General features: G+C 33.0%; 21 protein-coding genes. 6 read left to right on the top strand and 15 right to left on the bottom strand.

The window, feature by feature from the left end:
- Positions 1-59: 59 nt before the first annotated feature.
- The 11 genes from arsM to BLW23_RS23910 form a co-directional block, all read right to left on the bottom strand.
- Positions 60-1,028, bottom strand: a complete 969-nt coding sequence (arsM, locus tag BLW23_RS13025) for an arsenosugar biosynthesis arsenite methyltransferase ArsM (RefSeq protein WP_093670526.1) — start codon at positions 1,026-1,028, stop codon at positions 60-62.
- Between the two features lie 60 nt (positions 1,029-1,088).
- Positions 1,089-1,904 (bottom strand): purine-nucleoside phosphorylase, encoded by an 816-nt coding sequence (locus BLW23_RS13020; RefSeq protein WP_093670525.1) that lies wholly within the window; start codon positions 1,902-1,904, stop codon positions 1,089-1,091.
- Between the two features lie 42 nt (positions 1,905-1,946).
- Positions 1,947-2,555 carry a TIGR04282 family arsenosugar biosynthesis glycosyltransferase gene (locus BLW23_RS13015; protein WP_093670524.1) on the bottom strand — a complete coding sequence of 203 codons (609 nt, stop codon included), beginning with the start codon at positions 2,553-2,555 and terminating at the stop codon, positions 1,947-1,949.
- A 23-nt stretch (positions 2,556-2,578) separates the two neighbouring features.
- Entirely contained in the window at positions 2,579-3,460 is an 882-nt protein-coding gene (locus BLW23_RS13010; RefSeq protein WP_093670523.1) for a sterol desaturase family protein, read from the bottom strand.
- Positions 3,461-3,500: 40 nt separating this feature from the next.
- Positions 3,501-4,334, bottom strand: coding sequence for a metallophosphoesterase family protein (locus BLW23_RS13005; RefSeq protein ID WP_093670521.1), 834 nt, complete (start codon positions 4,332-4,334; stop codon positions 3,501-3,503).
- The gene (locus BLW23_RS13000; protein ID WP_093670519.1) at positions 4,310-5,659 is read right to left on the bottom strand and encodes a sodium:solute symporter family transporter; all 1,350 of its coding nucleotides are present in this window, start codon (positions 5,657-5,659) and stop codon (positions 4,310-4,312) included. The genes BLW23_RS13005 and BLW23_RS13000 overlap by 25 nt, the downstream gene beginning before the upstream one ends.
- A 93-nt stretch (positions 5,660-5,752) precedes the next feature.
- Positions 5,753-7,177, bottom strand: a complete 1,425-nt coding sequence (locus BLW23_RS12995) for a SusD/RagB family nutrient-binding outer membrane lipoprotein (RefSeq protein ID WP_093670517.1) — start codon at positions 7,175-7,177, stop codon at positions 5,753-5,755.
- Positions 7,178-7,189: 12 nt separating this feature from the next.
- Positions 7,190-10,405: a SusC/RagA family TonB-linked outer membrane protein gene (locus BLW23_RS12990; protein WP_093670515.1), complete on the bottom strand. Its 3,216-nt coding sequence runs from the start codon at positions 10,403-10,405 to the stop codon at positions 7,190-7,192.
- A gap of 160 nt (positions 10,406-10,565) precedes the next feature.
- On the bottom strand, positions 10,566-11,255 hold the full coding sequence (locus BLW23_RS12985; protein WP_093670513.1) for a TIGR04282 family arsenosugar biosynthesis glycosyltransferase: 690 nt from the start codon (positions 11,253-11,255) through the stop codon (positions 10,566-10,568).
- Positions 11,256-11,381: 126 nt separating this feature from the next.
- Entirely contained in the window at positions 11,382-12,131 is a 750-nt protein-coding gene (locus tag BLW23_RS12980) for a uroporphyrinogen-III synthase (protein ID WP_093670511.1), read from the bottom strand.
- Between the two features lie 10 nt (positions 12,132-12,141).
- Positions 12,142-12,783 carry a DUF4271 domain-containing protein gene (locus BLW23_RS23910; protein ID WP_176829823.1) on the bottom strand — a complete coding sequence of 214 codons (642 nt, stop codon included), beginning with the start codon at positions 12,781-12,783 and terminating at the stop codon, positions 12,142-12,144.
- A gap of 212 nt (positions 12,784-12,995) precedes the next feature.
- On the opposite strand from BLW23_RS23910, the gene BLW23_RS12970 reads away from it, so the two are divergent.
- From BLW23_RS12970 to BLW23_RS12960, 3 genes are read left to right on the top strand one after another with little or no spacing between them, the layout of a single operon-like run.
- Complete coding sequence (locus BLW23_RS12970; RefSeq protein ID WP_093670507.1) at positions 12,996-13,715, top strand: polyprenol monophosphomannose synthase; 720 nt, start codon at positions 12,996-12,998, stop codon at positions 13,713-13,715.
- Between the two features lies 1 nt (position 13,716).
- On the top strand, positions 13,717-15,051 hold the full coding sequence (locus BLW23_RS12965; protein ID WP_093670505.1) for a dihydroorotase: 1,335 nt from the start codon (positions 13,717-13,719) through the stop codon (positions 15,049-15,051).
- Positions 15,051-15,509, top strand: coding sequence for a DUF4296 domain-containing protein (locus tag BLW23_RS12960; RefSeq protein ID WP_093670503.1), 459 nt, complete (start codon positions 15,051-15,053; stop codon positions 15,507-15,509). Before BLW23_RS12965 ends, BLW23_RS12960 begins: the two co-directional genes overlap by 1 nt.
- A 29-nt stretch (positions 15,510-15,538) precedes the next feature.
- On the opposite strand, the gene BLW23_RS12955 is transcribed toward BLW23_RS12960, so the two are convergent.
- The gene (locus BLW23_RS12955) at positions 15,539-16,549 is read right to left on the bottom strand and encodes an NAD-dependent epimerase/dehydratase family protein (RefSeq protein ID WP_093670501.1); all 1,011 of its coding nucleotides are present in this window, start codon (positions 16,547-16,549) and stop codon (positions 15,539-15,541) included.
- Between the two features lie 61 nt (positions 16,550-16,610).
- Between BLW23_RS12955 and tyrS the strand changes: the two genes are divergently transcribed.
- Positions 16,611-17,915, top strand: coding sequence for a tyrosine--tRNA ligase (gene tyrS / locus BLW23_RS12950; protein ID WP_093670499.1), 1,305 nt, complete (start codon positions 16,611-16,613; stop codon positions 17,913-17,915).
- A gap of 490 nt (positions 17,916-18,405) precedes the next feature.
- Here the strand turns inward: tyrS and BLW23_RS12945 are convergent, their stop codons facing one another.
- From BLW23_RS12945 to BLW23_RS23260, 3 genes are all read right to left on the bottom strand, one after another.
- A complete protein-coding gene (locus tag BLW23_RS12945; RefSeq protein WP_093670497.1) occupies positions 18,406-19,149 on the bottom strand; it encodes an HD domain-containing protein in 744 nt (247 codons plus the stop codon).
- 72 nt (positions 19,150-19,221) lie between these two features.
- The gene (locus tag BLW23_RS12940) at positions 19,222-19,812 is read right to left on the bottom strand and encodes a TetR/AcrR family transcriptional regulator (RefSeq protein ID WP_093670495.1); all 591 of its coding nucleotides are present in this window, start codon (positions 19,810-19,812) and stop codon (positions 19,222-19,224) included.
- Between the two features lie 272 nt (positions 19,813-20,084).
- A complete protein-coding gene (locus BLW23_RS23260) occupies positions 20,085-21,458 on the bottom strand; it encodes a hypothetical protein (RefSeq protein ID WP_176829822.1) in 1,374 nt (457 codons plus the stop codon).
- Positions 21,459-21,927: 469 nt separating this feature from the next.
- Between BLW23_RS23260 and BLW23_RS12930 the strand changes: the two genes are divergently transcribed.
- Complete coding sequence (locus BLW23_RS12930) at positions 21,928-22,245, top strand: hypothetical protein (RefSeq protein WP_093670493.1); 318 nt, start codon at positions 21,928-21,930, stop codon at positions 22,243-22,245.
- Positions 22,246-22,606: 361 nt separating this feature from the next.
- Complete coding sequence (locus BLW23_RS12925) at positions 22,607-23,401, top strand: MbnP family protein (RefSeq protein WP_093670491.1); 795 nt, start codon at positions 22,607-22,609, stop codon at positions 23,399-23,401.
- The last annotated feature ends 99 nt before the right edge of the window (positions 23,402-23,500 follow it).

The raw sequence follows: 23,500 nt of genomic DNA, 5'->3' as shown, positions 1-23,500 counted from the left end.
TACTGGGGTGTTTTTTATCTATTAATTGAGCCTATTCTTTTTTAATTTAAATGAAGAGCTTAACAGCATCCACCACCATCGTAATGAAAGGTAGATTCACTGATGTAAATATCATCTCTTCCTAAATCAGCTAAAGCCTTTGCTGTCTTGTCGCAGATAGCTAAGGGTTGGTTTTTTAATAGTGTATGGCCTTTTTTATCATCAAAGTATTCTTCCTCTCCAAAATAAATAGCTGCTTTTCCTGTAAATATACACGGCCCATCCTCTGGCATCGGATCTTTAATCGCAGCGACCTCTATTGATTCAATATATATTAACTCATCAGTAGGGTAGTTCTTTGGATCTAATATTCGATACGGTTTTCTGGCGCGTATTTCAATAGTTCCGAAGCCTGCGTCCGTTAACATTTTTACATATTCAGTAATAGGTAAACTACCACTTAAACATAAAGCACGCAATCGTTCGTCATTTCTCAAAGTGTCATTCATCGGTTGTTCACAAGTAGGATCACTCATTACCAAACGACCATGAGGTTTTAATACACGGTACATTTCGGCAATAGCCTTTTTTAACTCTTCGGCTTTAAAAATATTAAACAGACAGTTTTGAGCCGCAACATCAATGGAGTTATCTTCAACAGGTAAGTTTAAGGCGTCTCCTTTTCGTAAATCAACAAAGTCACTCTTAAACCAATCGTTTTGGGCTTCGGCTTCCACGAAATTCTTTTTGGAAGCATCTAACATTTCATCAACAACATCAATACCAATAACACCATTTTTTTGACGAGAGAAATAGGAAAATTGTAATAATTCCATACCGCCACCAACACCAACATACAAAACATTCGGATTATTGGTTAAGTCCCTTGCATGTACCGTAGACCCACAGCCATAGTTCATTTCTTGCATGATTTTCGGAATTTTCAAACCGGGCAATTCCCAAATAGGATTGGTGGTGCAACAAAGTCCTACATCTGGCGTTAAAGCCGCCTGTTTATATACATCTTTGGTGGTATCTAAATAACTCATATATCAATTATCATTAATCAGTTTTCAGTGTTCAATTACTTTTCAGAAAATGACTGCGAACTAAATTGTTTTTATTAATTCTTTAAAAAGTGTAATCATTTTTGGTTCTGCTTTACCAGCTACTTCAATGATTTCTTCAATATTTACAGGTTGCAAGTTTTTAGGATCACATTCGTCCGTTAAAACGGAAATAGCAGCACATGGTAATTGCAAATGTTTCGCTACAATAACTTCTGGTACTGTGCTCATTCCAACGGCATCAACTTCTAAAATTTGAAGCATTCTATACTCTGCTCTGGTTTCCAATTGAGGACCAACGACACTTGCATATACTCCTTCCTTCAAATCTATGTCGTTTGCTTTTGCAATTGCTTTCATTTTCCCGTTCAAATCTTTCGAATATGGTTCAAGCATGTCCGCAAATAAATCACCAAATTCCCCTGAACCTTTGAAGGCTAAAGGAGAACCTCCTTGAAGGTTTAAATGATCTTCAATAAGCATTAGGGTTCCTTTTTTGTAATTCAGATTTATAGCTCCTGCTGCATTTGAAATTAACAAGTTCTTAATTCCTAATTGATGCATGGTGCGAATTCCATAAGTAACTTCCCAAAGGTTGTATCCTTCGTATACATGAAAACGTCCAGACATAATTACTACCTTTTTATCAGATAGGGTTCCGTAAATTAGTTTACCCGAGTGAAACTCAACAGTAGCTTGAGGAAAATGTGGGATCTCTGAATACGGAATTTCTTTTTCTATTTTTACTTCATTAACCAATTTTCCAAGTCCAGTACCTAATACGATTCCAATTTCAGGATCCGTAATACCGTTATTTTGAAGATATGCTTTTGTTTCTTGTAATTGTTGTTTTTTCAATGTTAGTCTGTTTTAATATGATTATAAAGTTAGTTTTAATGTTTAAGAGGTTTTGTAAAATTGATCAAATATTGGATTGTTTTGAATGTCTTCAAAAATATCAATATCATTAAGCGTTGTTAGCAAATGTACAGAAAGGTTTTGTAAATCATTTAAAGTGTCTTGTCTTACCGTTTCCGTACCCCAATTTTTGTTTTTGAAAATTTCTGGAATAACCTTTTTTAATCCCAATAGATAATATCCACCATCTTCGGCTGGTCCTATAACCACATCGTTTGTTTCAAGTTTGTCAAAAGCTTTGTCAATATGTTCCAATTGTAAATCATACAAATCACTTCCAACAATAACGACTTTATCATAATTGTTTTCAAATCCTTCTTCAAAAGCATGTTGCATTCGTTCTCCTAAATCATTACCATGTTGAGCATATTTTTTGAATTTTGGAGTGTCCCAAATATCGTTTTCTCGAATTTTCACAGAATAGTAAACGGCAATATCAAAAAGTCCTTTTTCAGTGACCTTCTTTGTGTGATTTAGTAAGAATTTATAAACATCTAAGGCGGCATAATCACCAATAGATTTCGCCAAACGAGTTTTAACTTTACCAAGTTCAGGATTACGCGTAAATATTAACAGTAAGTTTTTTGACATAGTTGTTTTTAAAAAAGTGTAATTTATTTTTTTAAAGGATAGAGCTCTTGACCTAAGAAATTTTTCGGAAATTTTTCATCTCCTTCAAAACCAATTTCAATGTCTCTACCATCATAAGGGATGTAGTTTGTTTTGAAAAGATAGTCCCAAATACTTAGCGTAATTCCATAGTTAACCCCGTTTTTTCTCTCAGGAGGAAGTTCTTTAGCATGATGCCAAATATGCATTTTGGGATTGTTAAAAACATATTTTAAAAAGCCATAATCGACATTAATGTTTGCATGATTTAAATGGCCAATACTAATATTAAAGAAATGAACAATGGCAACATCTTGAGCGGTAAACCCTCCTATGATAGCTAAAACTACATATTTCATTGAATTGTATAGCACTGGTTCCATCCAATGGTAACGTAAATGAGCTGCAAATCCCATCTGCTTTACTGAGTGATGTACTTTATGGAAATTCCACAAAAATTCATATCGATGTAGCAAAGTATGTGTGAACCATTGAATAAAGTCTAATGAAATAAAAAATACCAATAATTTTACGGCATATGGAAAAGTATTAATGTCAAACAATTGAAAGTTTGAAACAGCTAAATTGAAGATTGCTAAGGCATCGTTTAACAATTGCTCCGTAGTATTTGACAAGGCTATAAGAACAATCAAATTTAGAAGGAAGAAGTTAAAAAACATATAAAAGGTATCTAACCAAAAATCTTTTCTAAAAACCGGTTGATTCTTGCGCCATGGAAATAACAATTCTAGTCCCCATACTAATAAAGAAATGATTATTAATCCGTAAAAATAATTTTCCCATTGAACTTCGAATAAAACGGATTGTTTTAAGTAATTCCAATATCCAGTATAGGAGTTTTTTATTAGCTCTAAATATTTAGTCATATTACATTCTCATCGTCATTATAAAAATAATGAATTATTATTAGTACATGATTTTATTTAAATATTGCCCTTTCCATAGTTGTTCTTGCTGAGGTAAAATTTCCATGTTATCCCAAAAACCAGTAAGTAAGGTTTTAGCATACTCTTTCGGAAGGTTGTTTTTTATCATAAGCTTATTAGCTTTTGAATGATCGTACTTCAATGTTTTAAATTCGAAAGAGAAACCATTGGAATCATCCAGAATGGCATACCAAACATGTGGATGGCCATCATTGGCAGGCATTCCAATAACACCAGGGTTTAGCCAAAGTTTATCTTGAAATTTGTCAACGAACGGAAGTCCAGAATGCCCTGCAATAATAACATCACTATCAGTTATAGTAAAAGAAGGTTCTTTTTGTTTCCAAGGAGTAGATTTAAATATGAATTCGGAAATGTTCTCATAACTTCCGTGCACTAGTGTCATTTTTTTTTCAGCATACGTAAAGCATATGTGATCAGGTAACGATTGCATCCAGTTAATGGATTCTTCTGATAGTAAATGTTGAGCATATGGATACCATGACTTCGAAAAAGTATCACAGCGAGAACCTGCTTTAAAATCGCATCCACAATCTTCATCTCCATTTCTTAATTGTAGCTCGACATTACCAATAATACTATTCGCTCCCCAGTCGATAAATTTTTGCACAGTTTTTTCGGGTTGGGCACAATAGCCTACAATATCACCTGTACAAAAGCAATTTTCGGGAGCAATACCTTCTTCTTTCGCTACTTGAATTAATGCCTCTAAAGCCTGGAGATTACTATAGACACCTCCAAAAAGAATTGTGTTCCCAGTTATTGAATCTAATTGAATGTTTTTTTTATCCATATGGGTATTAAATATAAAATGAAACAAATACAACTTCCCCAGATATTAATCCATAACAAATCGGCATATTTTCCAGTTGTTAGAATTAAAGATGATGGAAAGGTTTTAAAGATTAACAAAAAGCCGAAAAAAATTCCAGCAAAAACAGATAGGTAAAAACTTGTTTTTGGAGCTTTTAATTTCCAAAGAATAAAAACAGGAGCTAATCCAATAACCATGGTACCACTAATGGTGGTAGCAGATAAAATGGAAGCGTCTAAAAATACAGGAATAGTACCAATAACTGCAATAGCAATCATTATTATTCTACCAAAGGAAAGTGTAGGTTTTATGTTTAAGTCTACGGCAATCAATTTTGACGCTGAAGCAAAAGTCGAATCTAATGTAGACGCAGCTGAGCTAATCATGATAAAGTTAATCAACAGCAGTATTACTGTACCAAACAATTTACTTATGGCTACTGTAGCTTGTCCGACAAGTCCATTGGCTTTTGCAAAAATTCCAACAAAGCTGAATAAAAGAATGCATAGAAAGCCTATAATTGTAGCCCAAAGAAAACTTTTTAAAGTGGTTTTTGGATTACTGATAAATCCGCGGTCGGTTAAAACAGGATCATGAAAAGGATAACTAAAAGATTGAATAAAAGCAGCAAAAATTAAATTACCGCCTAAAGCCATACTCCAATCACTTGATGTTGAAATGTCTGAGAAACTAAAATTATCAAAAGAGAAAAGCTTCCATAAGATTATTATTAATAAAACAGCAAAAAAAATCATTTGAATGGCATCTGTAAATATACTGCTACTTAAGCCTCCTTTTAAAGCGTAAAACAAAGTGAGCCCAGTAAATACAATGATGGAGTAGTAGTAAGGATTGCTACCTATTTCACCAAAGTAACTACCTATAACCATGGTGTTTGACCATACTTCGTTAAAAAGGCGGATTATTATTAAAAGGGAAAAAATAAGAATAGCGAAATGACCAAATCGTGTTTCTAAAAAGTGGTGTATACTTTTAAAATTACCTTTTGTTCTTAATTGATAAACAATAACCCCTGCAACGGCAAATGACAGATAATACATAGCGTACGCCACTCCACCAGCTAAACCAAATTGTTGACCTAAGTTAGCTGCATTTGTAATACTTTTAGCAAAAATCCAAGAGATTACCAAACTACCTGTTAATAACAAGGTATTAGGAGTTTTGTTTTTTTGAGTTGCCTTAAAGAATACTTCCTTTGTTTTCGCTAAAGGTGAAAAGATTATAAATGCTAAACTCGGTATTAAGAGCAATGCCCATTGCCATATTTCAATATGTTCATTCATAGTTTTCTATATAGACTTTCAACTTTCAACTTTCGCCTTTCGCCTTTTGACTTTTGACTTTCGCCTTTCGACTTTCGATTTCTGACTTATGTATTATTGTGCCCACCAAACTTTAAAATTAATGCTGTTATTATCAGTGGCCTCCGCAGCGATAGAATAATTTGCGTTGTTTAATGTCTCTTCTTCAGCTGGATAAGGCATTCGAACCGGAATTAGTTCATTATTTAAACTTGCGGAAACAGATTTTAAGTTAGGAAACCCTGTTCTTCTGTATTCAATCCAACCTTCATACCCATTGATAAAGTTTGCAATCCATTTTTGTGTAATGATCTGTTCTAAAGCGTTGGCTGTATTGTAAGCCGCCGTTCCCATTAAGTAATCATCAGGTAAACTAACATTCCAATATTCGAAGGCATCTACCAACGCTGCATTATAGATTTCTTGAGGATTATTAGTAATAAATCCTTTCAAAGCAGCTTCTGCTAATAAGAACTTAGTTTCAAAATGTGTCATATAATTTGCCTTTAGCTTACCTGTTTCTTCTCTAAATATAGTTCCTGCTAAAGAGTAATCACTTAAAGAAATGGTCGTTTGAGAAGCGTCAATTCCGTTAATTAAACCGTTGTATTCGTTAGTGGAATTTCCAAAGGGTTGAAATAATGTTTCTATTCTCGGATCGTTTAAGTTTTTGAGCACATCTTCTAAGGTTTCGGAAAGCACAAAATTGTTGAAGTCCCCGGCACGTAAACGAGCCATTCTGAAATTATTGGGTTCACCATCTGTAAATTGGAAAATCGCATTTTCATTGCTTGCAGAAATGTAATTTCCATCAGAAACAATTGCTTGTAAATCTGAAGAAATATCTTGTTTAGAAGAAATTCTTAACAAAGCTTTTATTCGAAGTGAGTTCGCAAATTTAATCCAGTTTGAAAGGTTACCATTGTACAAAACATCTCCCTCAAGAGGCAGGCTTCCCGAATAGTTTTCAATGGCAGCAATTCCTTTTTGTAGGTTGTCGAGTATGCCTTCTTCATTAAGGTAAATACTCTGTTGTGAATCGTATTTTGGAGTTACTGTTTGTTGATCTCCAGAAAAAGCTTCACTGTAAGGAACATCGCCAAAAAGATCGGTTAGTGCCATAGTCATATAGGCCTTAAAAATTAAAGCGGGGCCTTCATAAACTGAAAAAGTAGACTCGTTCTTAGCTTTGTTTAAAACAATTTCATTGTCACGTAAATTGGTGTAAAAAATAGACCAAGGATTTCCGCCTAGCTGTGGCGACTTCAAAGCATGGCGGTCAAACAAGTTAAAGTCTAATGCAGTAAGTTGCTGACTTAGTAAATTACCAGCAACAAAACCTTCGTACGACATCGCTTCTCCGTAGTTGTAAATCACCTTTCTAAATAATAAACTAGGTTCTACATCCACAGGGAAATTAGGATTTGTATTAATGTTTTGGAAGTCATTGGTGCATCCAAAGCTAGTAAAGACAATAAGAATATATATAAAACGTTTCATTTTGTAATTAAATTAGAAGTTAACACCAAGTTTAAAACCAAAACTTCTGGAAGAAGCATAAGACATGTCTTCAACTCCACCAACAATACCTTGACCTTGAACAGCTAATTGTTCGGGATCAAAATGCGGAATATCACTAATAGCAAACAGATTCCTTCCGATGAGAGAAAGGTTTACCTTAGCTCCATTTTTTACAAAGCCGAAAGCATTGTTTTTTAAATGGAAAGTGTAGCCTAAAGAAAACTGTCGAAGCTTTAAAAATGAAGCATCGTATACATTATTTTCCTCATGGTTTCTATCGTAAAACTGACGGTAATAACTTTCAGGAGTCACCGCTGTAGTATTTTGAGTGTATATCGGGTTTTGAGCGGTTCCTGTGTTAACAACACCTTGCGCAACAATTCCTTCTTCAGGTCTGTACGCAGTTTCTTCTAATTGCCCGCCAACACCGGCAAGGGACAAAGTTCGGGAAACTAATTCTCCGCCTTGACGCCAGTCAAACAAAAAACTTAGGCTCCAGTTTTTGTAGTTAAATTCATTATTAAAACCAAGTGTGAAATCAGGGTTGTAATTTCCTAGTTTTTTCAAGGTTGGATCAGCAATAAATCTTCCTTCAGGAGTTAAAACGAAATCTCCATTTTCATTTTTAAGATATCCCGTACCGTAAAAATCTCCAATTCTTCCACCTTCTTCTACTTGAAACCAAACTGTTTGATCAGGATTGTTGTATACTCTCGAATATGCCAAAGTTACTCTACCACTATTTTGAGGTAATGATTCGATAGTTGAAATATTTCGACTGAAGTTTACGGTAGTGTTCCACTTAAAGTTTCCAGTTTTTACAGGAGTGCTGTTCATTACAATTTCAATTCCTTCCGATCGTACTTTTCCTCCATTCACTACTTGTTGGTTAAAACCAGATGATATTGGAATTGGGAGTGATAAAATTTGATCTTCAGTTAAGGCATTGTAATAGGTAATATCAAAGTTAAGTTTGTCGTTGAAAAAACGTAGATCTGTTCCTATTTCAAAAGAAGTAGTTTTCTCAGGTTTTAAATTAGGATTTGGAATAAAGTTCTGACTCGTAAAACTAGGCTGAGAATTCACATTTGTTGTTGGAAGAAACGTTCTTGAAGTTTGATATGGATTTGTATCGTTTCCTACTTGAGCAATACTAGCTCTTAACTTTGCAAATGATATTGCTTTTGGTAATTGAAACAAATTGTTAAGAATTAAACTTGTTGAAGCTGAAGGATAGAAAAAAGAGGTGTTCTCAGCAGAAAAAGGCGTGGCCAAAGCACTTGACCAATCATTTCTACCTGTAATATCAATAAACAACGTGTTCTTGTATCCAACTTTTAATAATCCATACAAACTATTAATTCTTTTTTCAGAAGAAAAATCAAAGGTTTCAATAGGAGAAGCAGCATTGTTAAAACTGAAAATTCCAGGTTGTGCTAATTGCGTTGTTTGTGTTTGTTTTGTAGTCGCTTTTTGACGAAGTTGATTTCCTCCTAAAGACACATCAAAATCAAAATCTGTTATTTTCTTGGTATAGTTCAGTAAGAAGTCTGTATTAATTTCTCGATAACTTACATCATGTTCTGCATAAGCACCATTTCTAAATCGGTTGGTACTAAAGTTTCTTAAAAATCTTCTTCTTTCTGTTGAGTAATCCATTCCTGTTCTCAACGTTGCAGATAAATTCTTAGTGATTTGTTGCTTTAAAGATATATTCCCAAAAAGACGATCTCTGTTAAATTCATTTCTATTCTCGTGCAGAATAAAATAAGGGTTATCGAAAAAAGTATAGTTAAATGCATATTGTTGTCTTCCTTCCAATCCAGGTTGCCAATAATTTCTCAGGTTATCAATGTTTAAAGATCTGGGTCCCCATGCGACTAGCGAGTAATTCACGTTTTCAGAACCGTATCCATTTGATGGTCTGTTGTCACTATTACTATTTACATAATTGACATGAGCCGAAACTGTTGTTTTATCTGATGGAAGAAACTGAAGATTAGTAGTTATTGTTTTACGTTTTAAATTCACTCCAGGAATAATAGATTCACTGTTCAAATCTGTAAAAGAAAGTCGGTAATTCCCTTTATCAAAACCAGAGCCAATAGCAATGTTATTAATGGTGGTGATTCCTGTTTGATAGAAATTTTTAAGATTGTCAGGATTTGAAACAAAAGGTGTAGGTGTAATCGGTAGGCTATTGTAAAGTGAAGTATCTCCACCTCTTACAACGGTTCCATTAGGTAAGGTAACGGGACTGTCGAACTGAGGGATTAAAGCTCCTTGATCTAACCTTGGGCCCCAACTATAAGTAATGTTATCGTTAATTCCAGCTCCGAGCCCATCTACAAACTCGAAATTCCCAGAATTTCCTTGTCCATATAAATTTTGAAATTGAGGCAATTGGAAAGCAGTATCGATAAATAAAGAAGAGTTAAGACTTACTGAGAATTTATCTTTTGCTTTTTTAGTATTGATAATAATAACACCATTAGAAGCTCTTGTTCCGTAAAGTGCAGCAGCACTTGCGCCTTTTAAAACGGATACGGATTCAATATCATCAGAATTTACTTCCATGGCACCATTTCCGAAATCTACCTCCTGAAAACCAGCAGCGGCCTCATTCGTAAAATTAAAAACAGTATTGTTGTTGATAGGTGTTCCGTCAACAATAAACAGTGGATTGTTATTGGTAAATGACTGTTCTCCTCTTATCACTATTTTTGAAGATGAACCGGCACCTGTCGCACTTCCTGAAGTGATCGAAACGCCAGCAAGTTTACCAGTAAGATTGTCTAAAAAGTTTACTGCTTTAACCTCAGAGATATCTTTTTGTTGAATACTCTGAATGGCATATCCTAGCTCTTTTGATTCTCTTTTTTTATTTAGGGCTGTGATAACAACTTCGCTCAATCCTGTTGATGATTCGGAAAGGATTACATTTATATTTGTTTTGTTTCGAGTCTCAACTTCTTTTGTAATGTAACCAATAGATGAAAAAACAAGTATGTCTTCTAAAGCACTAGTTTTGATTGAGTAACTACCGTCGAGGTCGGTGACAGTTCCTGTTTTAGTGTTTTTGAGTGTTACGTTTATATATGGAATGGGAGTTCCGTCAAGTTTTGATGTCACTGTTCCTTTTACCAATTGTTGCGAATAGGCATTGTGAACAATAAACAAAATCAATCCTAGTAAGATTTGTTTCATGTGTAAAATATTGTAATGAAATTTTCCTTTATTTAAGGAAGTATAGCTTTGGTTGGTTTAATCGCGTAGCAATAACCAAAAGTTCAATTCTCCTGATGCTGTCATCGAAGATTTTAAAAATGTTTTCAACTAGATAACCCTCGTGTTTGTGCGGAGTAGTTTATGAAGGACTAAGAGGTGAGCCTTTATTGTAAAACTGAGCTGAATAATGATATTTATAGGTAAAAATGAATCTACTCCTAATAGATTCTTTAAGAATACCAATAATTATCGTAATGAAGCTTTTTAAGTTTTTTGATACTGAAAAACAAGTACTGAAATATATCAAATCATCATAGCAGTCAATATCTTTTAGGCGCTGAAGTTTTTCAATTTTGGCGCCTTTTGATTTTAATAAATCTTCCAGATCATTGCCCAAAAAGTTTGTTTGCCAAGAAAGAGAAGTAAATTCTTCTCGGTTGAATTGTTTTTTGTGTAATCCAATTAAATAAACTCCACCATCTTTTGACGGACCGATAACATTCTTTCCTTTTTGTAAGTTGATGATGGCATTGGTAATGTCAGTTGCTTTAAGTTCAGGGCTATCATTTCCAATAGTTACTATATGATTAAAACCTTTACTAAAAACATCTGTAATAGCATTAGCAAATTTCTCGGAAAAATTAGCGCCGACCTGAAGGTTTTCGTCGTAAACAATTACGTTTGAACAAGCCTTCTTTGCAATCTTTACTGTTTTTGAGTTTAGATAATCAACCAGCTTTTCATCTTTTAAAAAAGATTTACGAAGTATTTCTTTTTTTGAAGAATTAGCAAATATTAATATGGCTGTTTTATCTGTGTTTTCCAACATTAATTACTTTTCAATAAAGTTATGATAAGTAGAGTCGAATTCAAAAATTAATCATTACACTAAAAAATAAAAAAACCACCAAGTAATTTGGTGGCTTAATGAATTTCTTAGATAGACTATATCGTACTATCTTTTCCCATTATTGGATTTAATGTATTTTTCTAGTGCCATGGTCATAGAAGGAGTTTCTGGCGCTGGAGCAGCAATGTCAACTCTTAACCCTCTGTCTTCTACCGCTTTTTTAGTAGAGTTTCCAAAAACAGCAATTCGAGTATCGTTTTGCTTGAAATTAGGAAAGTTTCTGTATAAACTTTCAATCCCTGAAGGACTAAAGAATACTAAAACATCATAAAAAACATTTTCTAAATCCGATAGATCACTTACTACCGTTCTGTAAAGATCAGCTCTCGTCCAAGTAACACCTAACTTATCTAATTCGTTAGGGATTAAAGCTTTTAGCTTGTCTGATGAAGGTAATAAGAACTTCTCATCTTTGTGCTTCTTAATTAACTTAGTTAACTCTGGAAAAGTTCTGGTTCCTACATAAATTTTACGCTTTCTATAAACAACGTATTTCTGTAAGTAGTAGGCAACCGCTTCAGATTGACAGAAATATTTCATGTCATCTGGTACTGTAAAACGCATTTCTTCAGCAATTCTGAAGAAGTGATCAACAGCATTTCTACTCGTTAAAATAATAGCTGTGTAATTGTTTAAGTCAATCTTGTGCGCTCTTACTTCTTTTCCGGGAATACCTTCAACATGAATAAAAGAACGAAAATCAACTTTAATTTTCAGCTTATCGGCTAAGTCAAAATAAGGAGAAGTTTCGGTTTTAGGGGCTGGTTGGGATACTAAAATAGTTTTCACTTTCATAAATTTCTCTTTACGTAGTTGTTGTTTTATAAAGAATTAATAGCGGAGCTATTTCAAGTGTGCAAAAGTACAAAATAAAATAAAACAACTTACCTAGAATGAGCCTTTTATTATTAAATAAAATCAAAAGGGTTCTGAAAATAAGAAGAATAGCGAATGTGAATAGCAGAAAATAGCCACTTTTAATGGCATATTTGTTCACTATGAGTATCGGGAAAATTAATAAGCAAACTGTAAATAAATAACCGTATTTAAGTTGTAAAAAATAGTTAACGTTCTCTTTAAGAGCTAATACATTAGCAAGGAAAATGTCTATGATGTATTTAAAAAAGATATAACAAAAAACAGTTGCTAATATTTTTAAGAACGATTGAAAATCTTGGCTATCAAAAAGTAACTTGTTAAAAGATGAGTAAAATACCAACGAAAGTATAATAATGCTAAACGCAAGTAATGTGAGTTTAAAAGGTGTAAAAACACTGATGAATTCCTCCGCTTTTTTTTGAAAAAAACCTGGGCTAAAAAAAGAAATACTATAACCAACAAGCTGTTTTGGTTTTAATAATTTTAAAAGAGCAATAAGAACAAAGGAAACTAAAAGGACTATAGTAAACCAGCCTTCTTTATTATTAATAAGTTCAATTGCTTGCAAGGGATATATTTTTAAATCTATTTAAACAAAAATACATGATTTTTTTCACTTGAGAATATTGAATAGTATGATTCAATAAAGAGACTTAGTAGTGGGAATTTAAGGAGAACAGGTTTGTTAATTATGTGTGTTTTTTAGAAAAATTTAGTTTTTTAGCAAAGAATATTAGGAATATTTTAGTGTATCTTTGCGCATATTTATACAAATATATGATGTCAGACACCGTAGTTATTATTCCTACATATAATGAAAAAGAAAATATTGAGGCTATAATAAGAACTACATTTAGTCAAGAAAAGAAGTTTGATGTTTTGGTTGTTGATGACAATTCTCCCGATGGAACCGCTTCTATTGTGAAAGAACTGCAAAGAGAGTTTGAAGGACGGCTATTCCTTGAGGAAAGACCTGGTAAAAATGGATTGGGTACTGCTTACATTCATGGTTTTAAATGGGCGTTATCTAAAGGATATGACTACATCATTGAAATGGATGCCGATTTTTCTCATAATCCAAATGATTTAATACGATTGTACAAATCATGTGCAGAAGAGGATGGTGATGTATCAGTAGGATCAAGATATTCTGTAGGAGTAAATGTTGTTAATTGGCCTATGAACAGAGTACTGTTGTCGTATTTTGCTTCGAAATATGTACGTTTTATCACAGGAATTCCTATTCATGATACTACCGCCGGTTTTGTTTGTTGGAAAAGAGAGGTTTTAGAAACAATTAAACTAGATAAAGTGAAATTTGTAGGATATGCTTTTCAAATTGAAATGAAATATAAAGCTTGGAAGCATAACTTTAAAATAAATGAAGTTTCGGTAATATTTACCGATAGAACGAAAGGAGAATCTAAAATGAGCGGAGGCATTGTTTACGAAGCACTTTTCGGAGTTATAAAAATGAGATTAAACGGATTACCTAAATAAAATGCAATCATACTTAATAAAAAAAGCTAAGATCGTTAATGAAAATGAGGTTTTTGTGGGCGATGTTCTAGTTGAAGGAGCTTATATAAAGCAAATAGCTCAGAATATTGAATCGGATGAAGCGATAACTATTAACGCGGAAGGGAAGTATTTAATTCCTGGAATGATAGACGATCAAGTACATTTTCGTGAACCAGGTTTAACACATAAAGCCAATATTGGAACCGAAAGTAAAGCAGCTGTTGCTGGTGGTATTACTTCTTTTATTGAAATGCCAAATACTATTCCGCAAGCAACAACTCAAGAGTTGTTAGAAGACAAGTTTGAAATAGCTAGTAAAACATCGTATGCAAACTATTCTTTTATGTTTGGTGGAACCAACGACAATTTGGAAGAATTGTTAAAAACCAATTCTAAGAATGTAGCTGGAATAAAATTGTTTTTAGGATCTTCAACGGGGAATATGTTGGTAGATGATGAAGAAGTTTTAGAAAGAATTTTTTCTTCTACGAAACTTCCAATATCAGTTCATTGTGAAGATGAAGGAACGATTCGAAAAAACACTCAGGAATTTGTTGAAAAATATGGAGACGATATTCCTATTAAATATCATCCAGTTATTCGTAGTGAAGAAGCTTGCTATTTATCATCTTCAAAAGCAATAGAACTTGCTAAGAAAACTGGAGCACGTTTACATGTTTTCCATTTATCAACAGCAAAGGAAATGGAGTTGTTTAGAAATGACATTCCTTTAGAGGAAAAGCAAATAACAGCTGAAGTTTGTGTGCACCATTTATGGTTTACAGATAAAGACTATGATAAAAAAGGAACACATATTAAATGGAATCCAGCGGTAAAAGGCGAGAAAGATAGAGATGCTTTGTGGGAAGCATTATTAGATGATCGAATTGATATTATAGCTACAGATCATGCTCCTCACACTCTTGAAGAAAAGGATAATGTATATACCAAAGCACCAAGTGGAGGCCCTTTAGTACAACACGCTGTTGTTGCTATTTTAGAAAAGGTAAAAGAAGGAGTTTTATCAATTGAAAAGGCTGTTGAAAAAATGAGCCACAATCCATCAATCATTTTTAAAGTAGAAAAAAGAGGATATATTAGAGAGGGATATTATGCAGATTTAGTATTAGTAGATCCTAATGAATCTTGGAAAGTAGAGAAGGAGAATATTCTTTATAAATGTGGATGGTCACCGTTTGAAGGACAAGAATTTTCTAACAAAATAACACACACATTCGTTAGTGGTAACCTAATTTATAATAAAGGTGAATTTAACGATGAAATTAAAGGAAAACGATTAGCATTTAATAGATAATGAATAAAATTTTATACGTTTTCTTGTTAATTCTTTTGGCTTCTTGCACAAGTAATACTATTTACGAGAAGCCAAAAGATTTAATACCTAAAGATACCATGGTTTCTTTTTTAACAGATATGTATTTAGCGTCTTCTGCTAAAAACATTAAAAATAAGTCTTTAAAAAAGGAGTCAAATTATGTGTTTTTAATTTATGAAAAGTATAAAATTGATACTACAAGATTTGATCGTAGCAATATGTATTATACTTCGAAGGCAGACGAGTATTCTGAAATTTTAAAGAAGGTGAAGAAAAAAATTGATAGTTTGAGTACCTTCTATCGCAATGCAAAAAGAGCTAAAGATTCTTTAAACCGACCTGAAATAACAAAATTAAAGGATGGAAAAGTATTGGAAGAAAAGCCTTCGCTTTCACTAGATCGTCCTAAAATGGAGGAGCTAGAGGGGAGAGAATAGTAATACCGTTAACGGGCATGAGTAAAACATTAGAGATCCTTTTTATAATCTTCGCAAACCGAGGTAATACTTTTAGAAATTGACATAAATTCAAAATTTAATGTTTGCTGAATTTTTTTGGAAGTATAATATGATTTATGATGCGATGACCTTGCCGAATTTTTAGTTAATAACGGTGTCTTTCCGGTTACTTTGGTTAGGAACCAATCAAGTCTCCAAACAATTTCAGTCAAAAATTTTCCTATTTTTATAGAAGGAGCGGTTTTGTCAAAAGTTAGAGCAATTTCAGTCAAAACTTCTTTGAATGATTTATTTTCCGAGACTAAAATGAAACGTTCATTTTGTATGGGTGAATTAATAAGAGAGATCATTACTTTTGCCACATCGTTTACGTCTACGAACCCAGTAACACCTTCTGTATAAAACTTAAAGTTGTTATAGACTTGAGTAAATAACTTTCCCGAACCTTCTTGCCAAAACCCACTACCTAAAATAACACCTGGATTTACAATAACGACAGTTAGGCCTTCCTGGCTTCCTCGCCATACTTCCATCTCAGCTCCATATTTGGTAATGGCATATCCATGCTGATCCCCGGCATCTATCCATTCGTTTTCTTCATGAATTAACTGACCATTTATCGAGTCGCCCACCGCTGCAATGGAGCTAACAAAACAAAGTCTTTCTACATTATGGCTAACACAAAAATTGACAATATTAGCGGTTCCATCTATGTTTACTCGGCGCATCTTTTTGTAATCTTTCGGGTCAAAAGACACTAAAGCGGCACAATGATAAACTTTAGAAACAGGTTTTTCAAAAACTTTATTTAAGGAAGGGATGTCTGTAATATCGGCTTGAACCCATTGTATTTTTTCAAAAAGAGTATCCGTATTATCAGAATAATAAGAAAATACATTTTTGGTGCTTTTTATTTTCTCTTCACTTCTGTAAATAGCTATAATTGGTTCATCTAACAAAGCTAAATGATATAATAAATGAGAGCCAACTAATCCTGTTCCGCCGGTAACTAAAATCATAGCACGAAAATAGAATTTTTTGTTTGATAAATGTATCTTTGTTCACTTAAAACAGAAAGATATGACCAAGAATTTAGTTGAAGAACTACAGTGGCGTGGAATGATTCACGATATTATGCCTGGAACGGAAGACCAATTACAAAAGGAAATGACGACAGCGTATATCGGTTTTGATCCAACTTCAGATTCATTGCATATCGGTAGTTTAGTGCCTATCATTTTATTAGTTCACATTGAAAAAGCGGGACATAAACCAATTGCTTTAGTAGGAGGAGCGACCGGAATGATTGGAGATCCATCGGGAAAGTCAGATGAGCGTAACCTTTTAAATGAAGAAGCATTGGCTCATAATGTAGCAGGAATTAAGAGAACATTAGGACGTTTTCTTGATTTTGATAATGGTGCTGAGAATTCACCAGTATTGGTGAATAATTACGATTGGATGAAGGATTTTTCATTTATTGAATTTGCTCGTGATGTCGGAAAAAGAATTACGGTGAATTATATGATGGCGAAAGATTCTGTAAAGAAAAGAATTTCTGGAGAAGGTGGTGGTGGAATGAGCTTTACTGAGTTTACCTACCAATTAATTCAAGGATACGATTTTTATCATTTGTACAAAGCGCATAACTGTAAACTTCAAATGGGAGGTTCTGATCAGTGGGGTAATATTACTACTGGAACCGAATTAGTAAGAAGAATGAATGTTGGTGAAGAAGTGAAGGCTTATGCAGCTACTTGTCCATTAATTACAAAAGCAGATGGTTCAAAATTTGGAAAGTCTGAAGGAGGAAATGTATGGTTAGATGCCGATAAAACTTCCGTGTATAAATTCTACCAGTTTTGGTTAAACACTTCAGATGAAGATGCTGAGAAATATATTAAAATCTTTACTTTCTTAAATCAAGAAACGATAGAAAATTTAATTAAAGAGCATAAAGAAGCACCACATGCAAGAGCTTTACAAAAGAAGTTAGCGGAGGAGGTAACTGTTTTTGTACATTCAAAAGAGGAGTTAGATAAAGCGATTGCGGCATCGAATATATTATTTGGAAAGTCTACAGCAGAAGATTTAAAGAGTTTGGATGAACAAACATTCTTAGATGTTTTTGATGGGGTTCCTCAGGCTTCTATAACGAATGAAGATTTTTCTGAAGGACTGGATATGATAGGAGCTTTAGCAGCTAAAACAAACTTCTTGAAGTCGAATGGAGATGCACGAAGAGCATTAAAAGAGAACTCAATATCTGTAAATAAAGAAAAAGTAAAAGACGATTATACAATCACCGATAAAGATTTGATTGCTGATAAATACGTGTTATTACAAAGAGGAAGAAAAAACTACTTTTTGTTAAAAGTAGAATAGTTTAAGATACAGCTTTAAAGCTATAAGTTAAAGGGCATCGCTTACAGTTGATGCCTTTTTTTAGATACTTATTGCAGCATTTACTTTTTGGTTTTAAGCAATTTGAAGCACAGGCACTATCGCAAGCTGTAGTCACACTTTTTGTAGGTGTTACAGAAGAAATTTGCCTAACTTTTTTAGTCTCAGTATAAAAAACAATCATTTATTTCAAATATAGATCCGTGCAAATATAGGTTTTTATTTAGAATAAATTAAAATTAAGATTGAATATCTATGATTTTTTTTAATGTTATTTGATGCGTAGCGTGTTTTATATCAATTGATTAAAGTTGTTTTTATATGGTTGGATTTTATTTTAAGTCTTACAAAAGACACCTGTAATGTGTTTGAGTTTTCTTTATAATTATTAGCTCTGTATAAAAGTTGTCTTGATTCCTGCGGTGTTGATAAACTATTGGTTCTTTTACTACCTGCTTTATAGTATGCATAGTTATATGATATCTAAATCATTGTTGGATGCGAGTTTTTGAAAGCCCATTTTAAAAAGCGTATCGGCTCTTGTTTTTTCTTTATGATTTAATAAGGTCATGGTCTTCAGAATATTTTCTTTAAAGTTAACTCTAGGATACTTCTTATGAACATCATGGATAAAACCTGGTGATAGTTGAAAAGAATGGGCACCAATTACATCCATTGCTGCTCCCTTAGACAAAACATAGGCCTCATTCCCAAATTTTTTTCGGTTAACATAAGGGTTTAAGTGCATATCAATACTAGTTTTCATGTTGTTTGCTCGGATTTTACCCACTCCGTTGTTAAGCGCAAGTTCTTTAGTAAAACTACCACTATGAACGGCAAAGCACTGCTTGTCGCACACGTGGTTGTGTTTATCTGTCAAACCGATGTCATGCAGAATAGAGGTGGTACATAGAAACTCTTTATCGATTTTTAAGTTTTGTGAGAGTGCTATACCCGCGCTGAAAAAATAGGTTCGATAACAATGTTTTAATAAAGAAAAATTATAAAGATCATTTGCTTCTTCAATTGCTAAGCGAACGATTTTTGAATCGGGGATGGATATATTTTCGAAATCAGTCCCGAAATAAGATTTTAGACCGAGTTTATGAAGTAATTTATTTTTGTTTTCTCCTATTTTGGAGGTAATAAGCGAAAACTTGAATCGTAAAATTTCTTTATTGTTTAATATCCCTTGCTCGTTGTATATGCTTTCCATTTCTTTTTTAGTAATTACTGGAGAGCAAAACTATACAAAACATACTGGTTAGTATGTTTTTGTGTAAAAAAATTATGTTAATGTTTTTAAATATGTCTTAAGTTGTTCTAAGAAAGTGTGATAAGGGACGGTAGATGTTTCTAATTTTCCAAGGTTTCTTGCTCCCCAATATCCAGATAAAATAAACATAGCTGTTGATCTAGTGTTTATGTTCTCGTTAACAGTTTTGTTTTTTCTACCTCGTTCAAGCGCAGTAATTAATGAATTTAACCATTGATCTACAACTTTGTTAAGGGCATATGAAAAAGAAGTATTCCAAGGAGTCATTTCTTGTATAAGATTAGAAGCTGGGCAGCCAAGTTCGATTTTTAAGAAGCGATCTTTCATCAGAAGATGCTGAAATAGAGCGTAAATTGAAAGCAAAGCATTGTCTTCATTTTCAAGTTGTTCAACAAAAACTTTAGAGATACGAGGCGTTATAACTTCGTTAATCATGGCAATTCCCATTTCATCTTTGTTTTTAAAATGATAATAAAAAGCTCCTTTTGTTACTTGAGTTGTAGCAATTATTTCATCGATACTCGTAGCTCGATAGCCATTTGAATAGATTAACTCAAAAGCTTTATTTAAAATACTTAAACGAGTTCTTTCTGCTTTTTTCATTGCGTAAATATTAATCTTTTACAAAGAAACTAAATTTGTTTAAGAAAGGTTTTAAGATTGTATCTTAATCATGAACTTATCATATTACTTTAACAAATACAAAATTAGAGTTGTTGATGTGATGATTCTATTTTGGAAGTTTTGGACTTATCATTTTTAATGATGTTGAGATGATAAAAATTAAAAAGCAACTAAAACTCTAGGCTTAACCATCATGTAGTAGGTTAAACAAACCTTGTTTTAGCAAGGTTTGTTTTGATGACAGACTATTATTAATTTTTATCTTCAAGTAATTTATTGACAAGTACTTTCAATTCTTTAATTTCTTTTGTTTGTTCTTCTAAAGCTTTAATCTTCTTTTCTTGTTCGATGGTGTAGAGAGTTAGCTCTTCAATTTTTTGTAATAACTGAATTTGGAAATTCCCAATATTCACACCATCTCTTTTCATTTTTTTGGCAGAAGCTATTTCAGGTAAGTGTTTTTTTTCTTTTATATACTTGTCTACTGATTTTAATGACGGTAAACTATAGTCTTCTTCGAAAACAAAATCAGCGGTTGGCGTGTTGCTAACTTTAACCTCTCTAGATTCTATTTTACCTAAAACAGCAATGTTATTCATAAACTTGGTCTTACCATCTTTTAAAATCTGCATTGTTGCGCCTAAAGTACTTCCGTTTGGGTAAAAGTGAAGTCCTGAAGTAGTATTTCCAGCTATTGTGGGAATGCCTTCTCCATATTTATTTCCCCAAGATAAATTGTGACCATTTTTTACAACAATGCTTCCATTTACATCTAATTTAGATTTTGGTTCTGTTATGCCAATACCTATATTACCATCAGGTAAGATGCTCATAACTTCTTCTTCAGAAGAGTAATCAGCACCACCATGTTGAAATATAGCTAATCTTCCACGACCGTAGCTAGCGGTGTGAATCTTTTGAAGCGAAGGCCCTGTTATTTGGTCTCCATATGTATAACCAAAAAATGAAAGTTTAGGGCTGTTAGTATTAAAATTTATAGCTGAGTTCGATATTAAAATTCGATCATTTGGGGTTCCTGATATTTGAAATTTTGATTTAGCACTAGATGTCCCTATTCCAACTTTTCCTTTCACTATTAAGTCATTCTTATCTGGATTTGCAAAAGAATAGGTGTCGGAAATTAAAAGACCTCCAACTTTTAATCTAGAGGCACTTCTATAGTTAGGAGAGTTTAGAAGAAGCAAAAATTTATTCTTTTCTATATTCTCATGACTTGTGTATATGTGAGGTGTATTACCACTATCAATTATCAGATTACCTCTTATGTCTAATTTGGAAGCTGGAGATGAAGCCCCAATTCCTACATCTCCATTGCCTAATACAGTTATTCCACTTGATAAAGAATGAGTACCTCCAAAGTTAATCGTATGAAAAGTTTTTGCATCTTGATTGTAATTATAGAGAAAAGCGTTTTCTGCGTCCTGTATATTTGTTGATATCCTAAATTGAGTTTTCCCGATCTCAGTTGAATATATTGAAGAAGCTCCTCGAGATGAAGACGAACCTTTCACAGTAAGATTTCCATTAACTGTTTCATTTTGCGCTCTCACTCCAAAACTTATTCCTATCATAGCGATAAGAGCAATTTTAATTGTTGTTTTCATATGTTTAATTTTTATAGTTTTTGAAAATTTGTTTTTCATATTTGTTCAATGGAGAGTCGTTTTGATACTCCTTTATGAATACATTTAAATCATTAAAGGTTTATTACCTTATATGATTCTGTGGGGTATGATTATATAATGATTTACAATTTTTTGTTTGGTTCTATTTACAGATACTTTTTCTAAACATAGCTTTTAGTTTTTTCATCTCCTGGGTACAAAGGTATTATATTTGATTCAGAAATAGTTAAAACATAAAATTTGAAAGCTATTCTTTTGCCTAAAAAAAGAAAGTAAAGTACCTTTGCATTTTGACAAACATTTTGTGTGAAAATTTCAAAATGTTTCGAGAATATATAAAAACATTGCGAGGGAAATTCGCAACAATTAAATCTCACTTTGTGAGTGTTAACCAACTTTGTTTAAAACATCGATAACATATTTTTTTGTATTTCTATACCTATTAGCGATGCTTCGTCCGATAGGGCCTTATGTAGAATATGTAATTAATTATGATTACATAGCAAAAGTGTTGTGTATAAACAAAGACAAACCAGAAATGAGTTGTAATGGTAAATGTCAACTGATGGATAAGCTTCAAAAGCAACAAGAAGACGATTACCAATCCTTACGCATTTCAATGGAAGAATATCCAATAGGGTTTATCTCTATTTTGGATATACAAGCGAATCAATTATTTTCATCAAATTTAAAAAAATACTTCAAGTACGATGGAAATTATACCTACTTAAGAATTCAAGAAGTTTTTCATCCACCAACCGTTTAGTTATCGTCTTATCGATTTTTTGTTCAATTAATACTTATTTGAGCTAAGAGAAAACAATATGTGTCATATTGGTTAAGCTTTCTATGTGATCAACTAAGGGCTATTAGTTTGTCCGAAAATTATTATAAGACAAAATCGAAAGTTTATTCCATAAAACATATTATTAAAACTATTAGACGCGTAAAATATGTATGGTAGTTGATATGTAAAATGGAATACATCGTGCATAACATATAACAATTAAATGAATACTCTCCATGATCGACAATTCACTTGGAGACTGAGAGTAATACTAAAAAACTATAAAATAAATGGTGAGTCATTTATGAATGAGCACCGTTTGTCTACAAAATTTAAAAGGATGAAAAAAGCAATAGCATTCATAGCGGCGGCTATGGTATTCGCTTCATGTAGTAATAACGAAGAAATTAAGAACGATTTAGAAGGAAAAAACGATGTTGTAATTGAGTTTGACAATGGTTTTAAAAACGATAAACTCATATTAGGATCAACATATACAAATGGGAATGGCGAAATATTAACTATCAACTCGTTCGATTATATCGTAAGCAATTTTGTTTTAGTAACGGACGAAGGAAAAGAAGTGGTTTATCCAAAAGATCATGGATATTTTATTATCAGCGAAGGAGGTAATGGAAAAACTAAAAACGTTGAAATTTCTTTAAAAGATGTTCCAGCAGGAAAATATACCAAAGTGAAGTTCGGAATTGGAGTTGATAGAGAGCGTTTTCTTCAAGGTCAAGCGGCTCAAGAAGATTTTTGGACGATAGCTGAGAATTATAATATGACTTGGAGTTGGCAAGCGGGTTATAAGTTTGTGGTATTAGAAGGAAACTACAAGGCGAATGCTCAAGAAACAGAAGATATTTTTATGCTTCATATTGCTAGCAGAGGTAGCAGTGGTGATGATTTATACAGAGAAGTTGAGTTACCAATGGATTTAGCCATTGTAAGTGCGGAAAAATCACCTCAATTACATGTAAAAGTTGATGCCAATGTAATGTTAGATGGTCAAGAGAAAATTAAACTTGTTGATCAATCTACCATCATGGGAGGACCAAATGCTTTAAAGATTGCTGATAACTGCAAAGGCATGTTCATGGTGCACCACGTTCATAACGGAAATCATCATTAAAAATAGAAGGGAGCTAAAGGGTAGAATTGGCTGTGAATTTTCATTGAATCGTATTTCAATTTGGATTCAACAGAGAATCTTCCAGTAATACTGAGAGTA

The sequence above is a fragment of the Tenacibaculum sp. MAR_2009_124 genome (assembly GCF_900105455.1).
Classification (GTDB): Bacteria; Bacteroidota; Bacteroidia; order Flavobacteriales; family Flavobacteriaceae; genus Polaribacter.
Note: the sequence above shows the minus strand (reverse complement) of the source record. Positions and strands in the feature narration are given on the sequence as shown.

Coding starts and splice junctions, on each gene's coding strand:
- BLW23_RS12995 (WP_093670517.1), bottom strand. CDS start 7,177: ATGAAACGTTTTATATATATTCTTATTGTCTTTACTAGCTTTGGATGC.
- BLW23_RS13000 (WP_093670519.1), bottom strand. CDS start 5,659: ATGAATGAACATATTGAAATATGGCAATGGGCATTGCTCTTAATACCG.
- BLW23_RS12960 (WP_093670503.1), top strand. CDS start 15,051: ATGAATAAAATTTTATACGTTTTCTTGTTAATTCTTTTGGCTTCTTGC.
- BLW23_RS13010 (WP_093670523.1), bottom strand. CDS start 3,460: ATGACTAAATATTTAGAGCTAATAAAAAACTCCTATACTGGATATTGG.
- BLW23_RS13005 (WP_093670521.1), bottom strand. CDS start 4,334: ATGGATAAAAAAAACATTCAATTAGATTCAATAACTGGGAACACAATT.
- BLW23_RS12955 (WP_093670501.1), bottom strand. CDS start 16,549: ATGATTTTAGTTACCGGCGGAACAGGATTAGTTGGCTCTCATTTATTA.
- BLW23_RS12990 (WP_093670515.1), bottom strand. CDS start 10,405: ATGAAACAAATCTTACTAGGATTGATTTTGTTTATTGTTCACAATGCC.
- arsM (WP_093670526.1), bottom strand. CDS start 1,028: ATGAGTTATTTAGATACCACCAAAGATGTATATAAACAGGCGGCTTTA.
- BLW23_RS12980 (WP_093670511.1), bottom strand. CDS start 12,131: ATGAAAGTGAAAACTATTTTAGTATCCCAACCAGCCCCTAAAACCGAA.
- BLW23_RS12970 (WP_093670507.1), top strand. CDS start 12,996: ATGTCAGACACCGTAGTTATTATTCCTACATATAATGAAAAAGAAAAT.
- BLW23_RS12965 (WP_093670505.1), top strand. CDS start 13,717: ATGCAATCATACTTAATAAAAAAAGCTAAGATCGTTAATGAAAATGAG.
- BLW23_RS12925 (WP_093670491.1), top strand. CDS start 22,607: ATGAAAAAAGCAATAGCATTCATAGCGGCGGCTATGGTATTCGCTTCA.
- BLW23_RS23260 (WP_176829822.1), bottom strand. CDS start 21,458: ATGAAAACAACAATTAAAATTGCTCTTATCGCTATGATAGGAATAAGT.
- BLW23_RS13015 (WP_093670524.1), bottom strand. CDS start 2,555: ATGTCAAAAAACTTACTGTTAATATTTACGCGTAATCCTGAACTTGGT.
- tyrS (WP_093670499.1), top strand. CDS start 16,611: ATGACCAAGAATTTAGTTGAAGAACTACAGTGGCGTGGAATGATTCAC.
- BLW23_RS12940 (WP_093670495.1), bottom strand. CDS start 19,812: ATGAAAAAAGCAGAAAGAACTCGTTTAAGTATTTTAAATAAAGCTTTT.
- BLW23_RS12985 (WP_093670513.1), bottom strand. CDS start 11,255: ATGTTGGAAAACACAGATAAAACAGCCATATTAATATTTGCTAATTCT.
- BLW23_RS12945 (WP_093670497.1), bottom strand. CDS start 19,149: ATGGAAAGCATATACAACGAGCAAGGGATATTAAACAATAAAGAAATT.
- BLW23_RS12930 (WP_093670493.1), top strand. CDS start 21,928: ATGCTTCGTCCGATAGGGCCTTATGTAGAATATGTAATTAATTATGAT.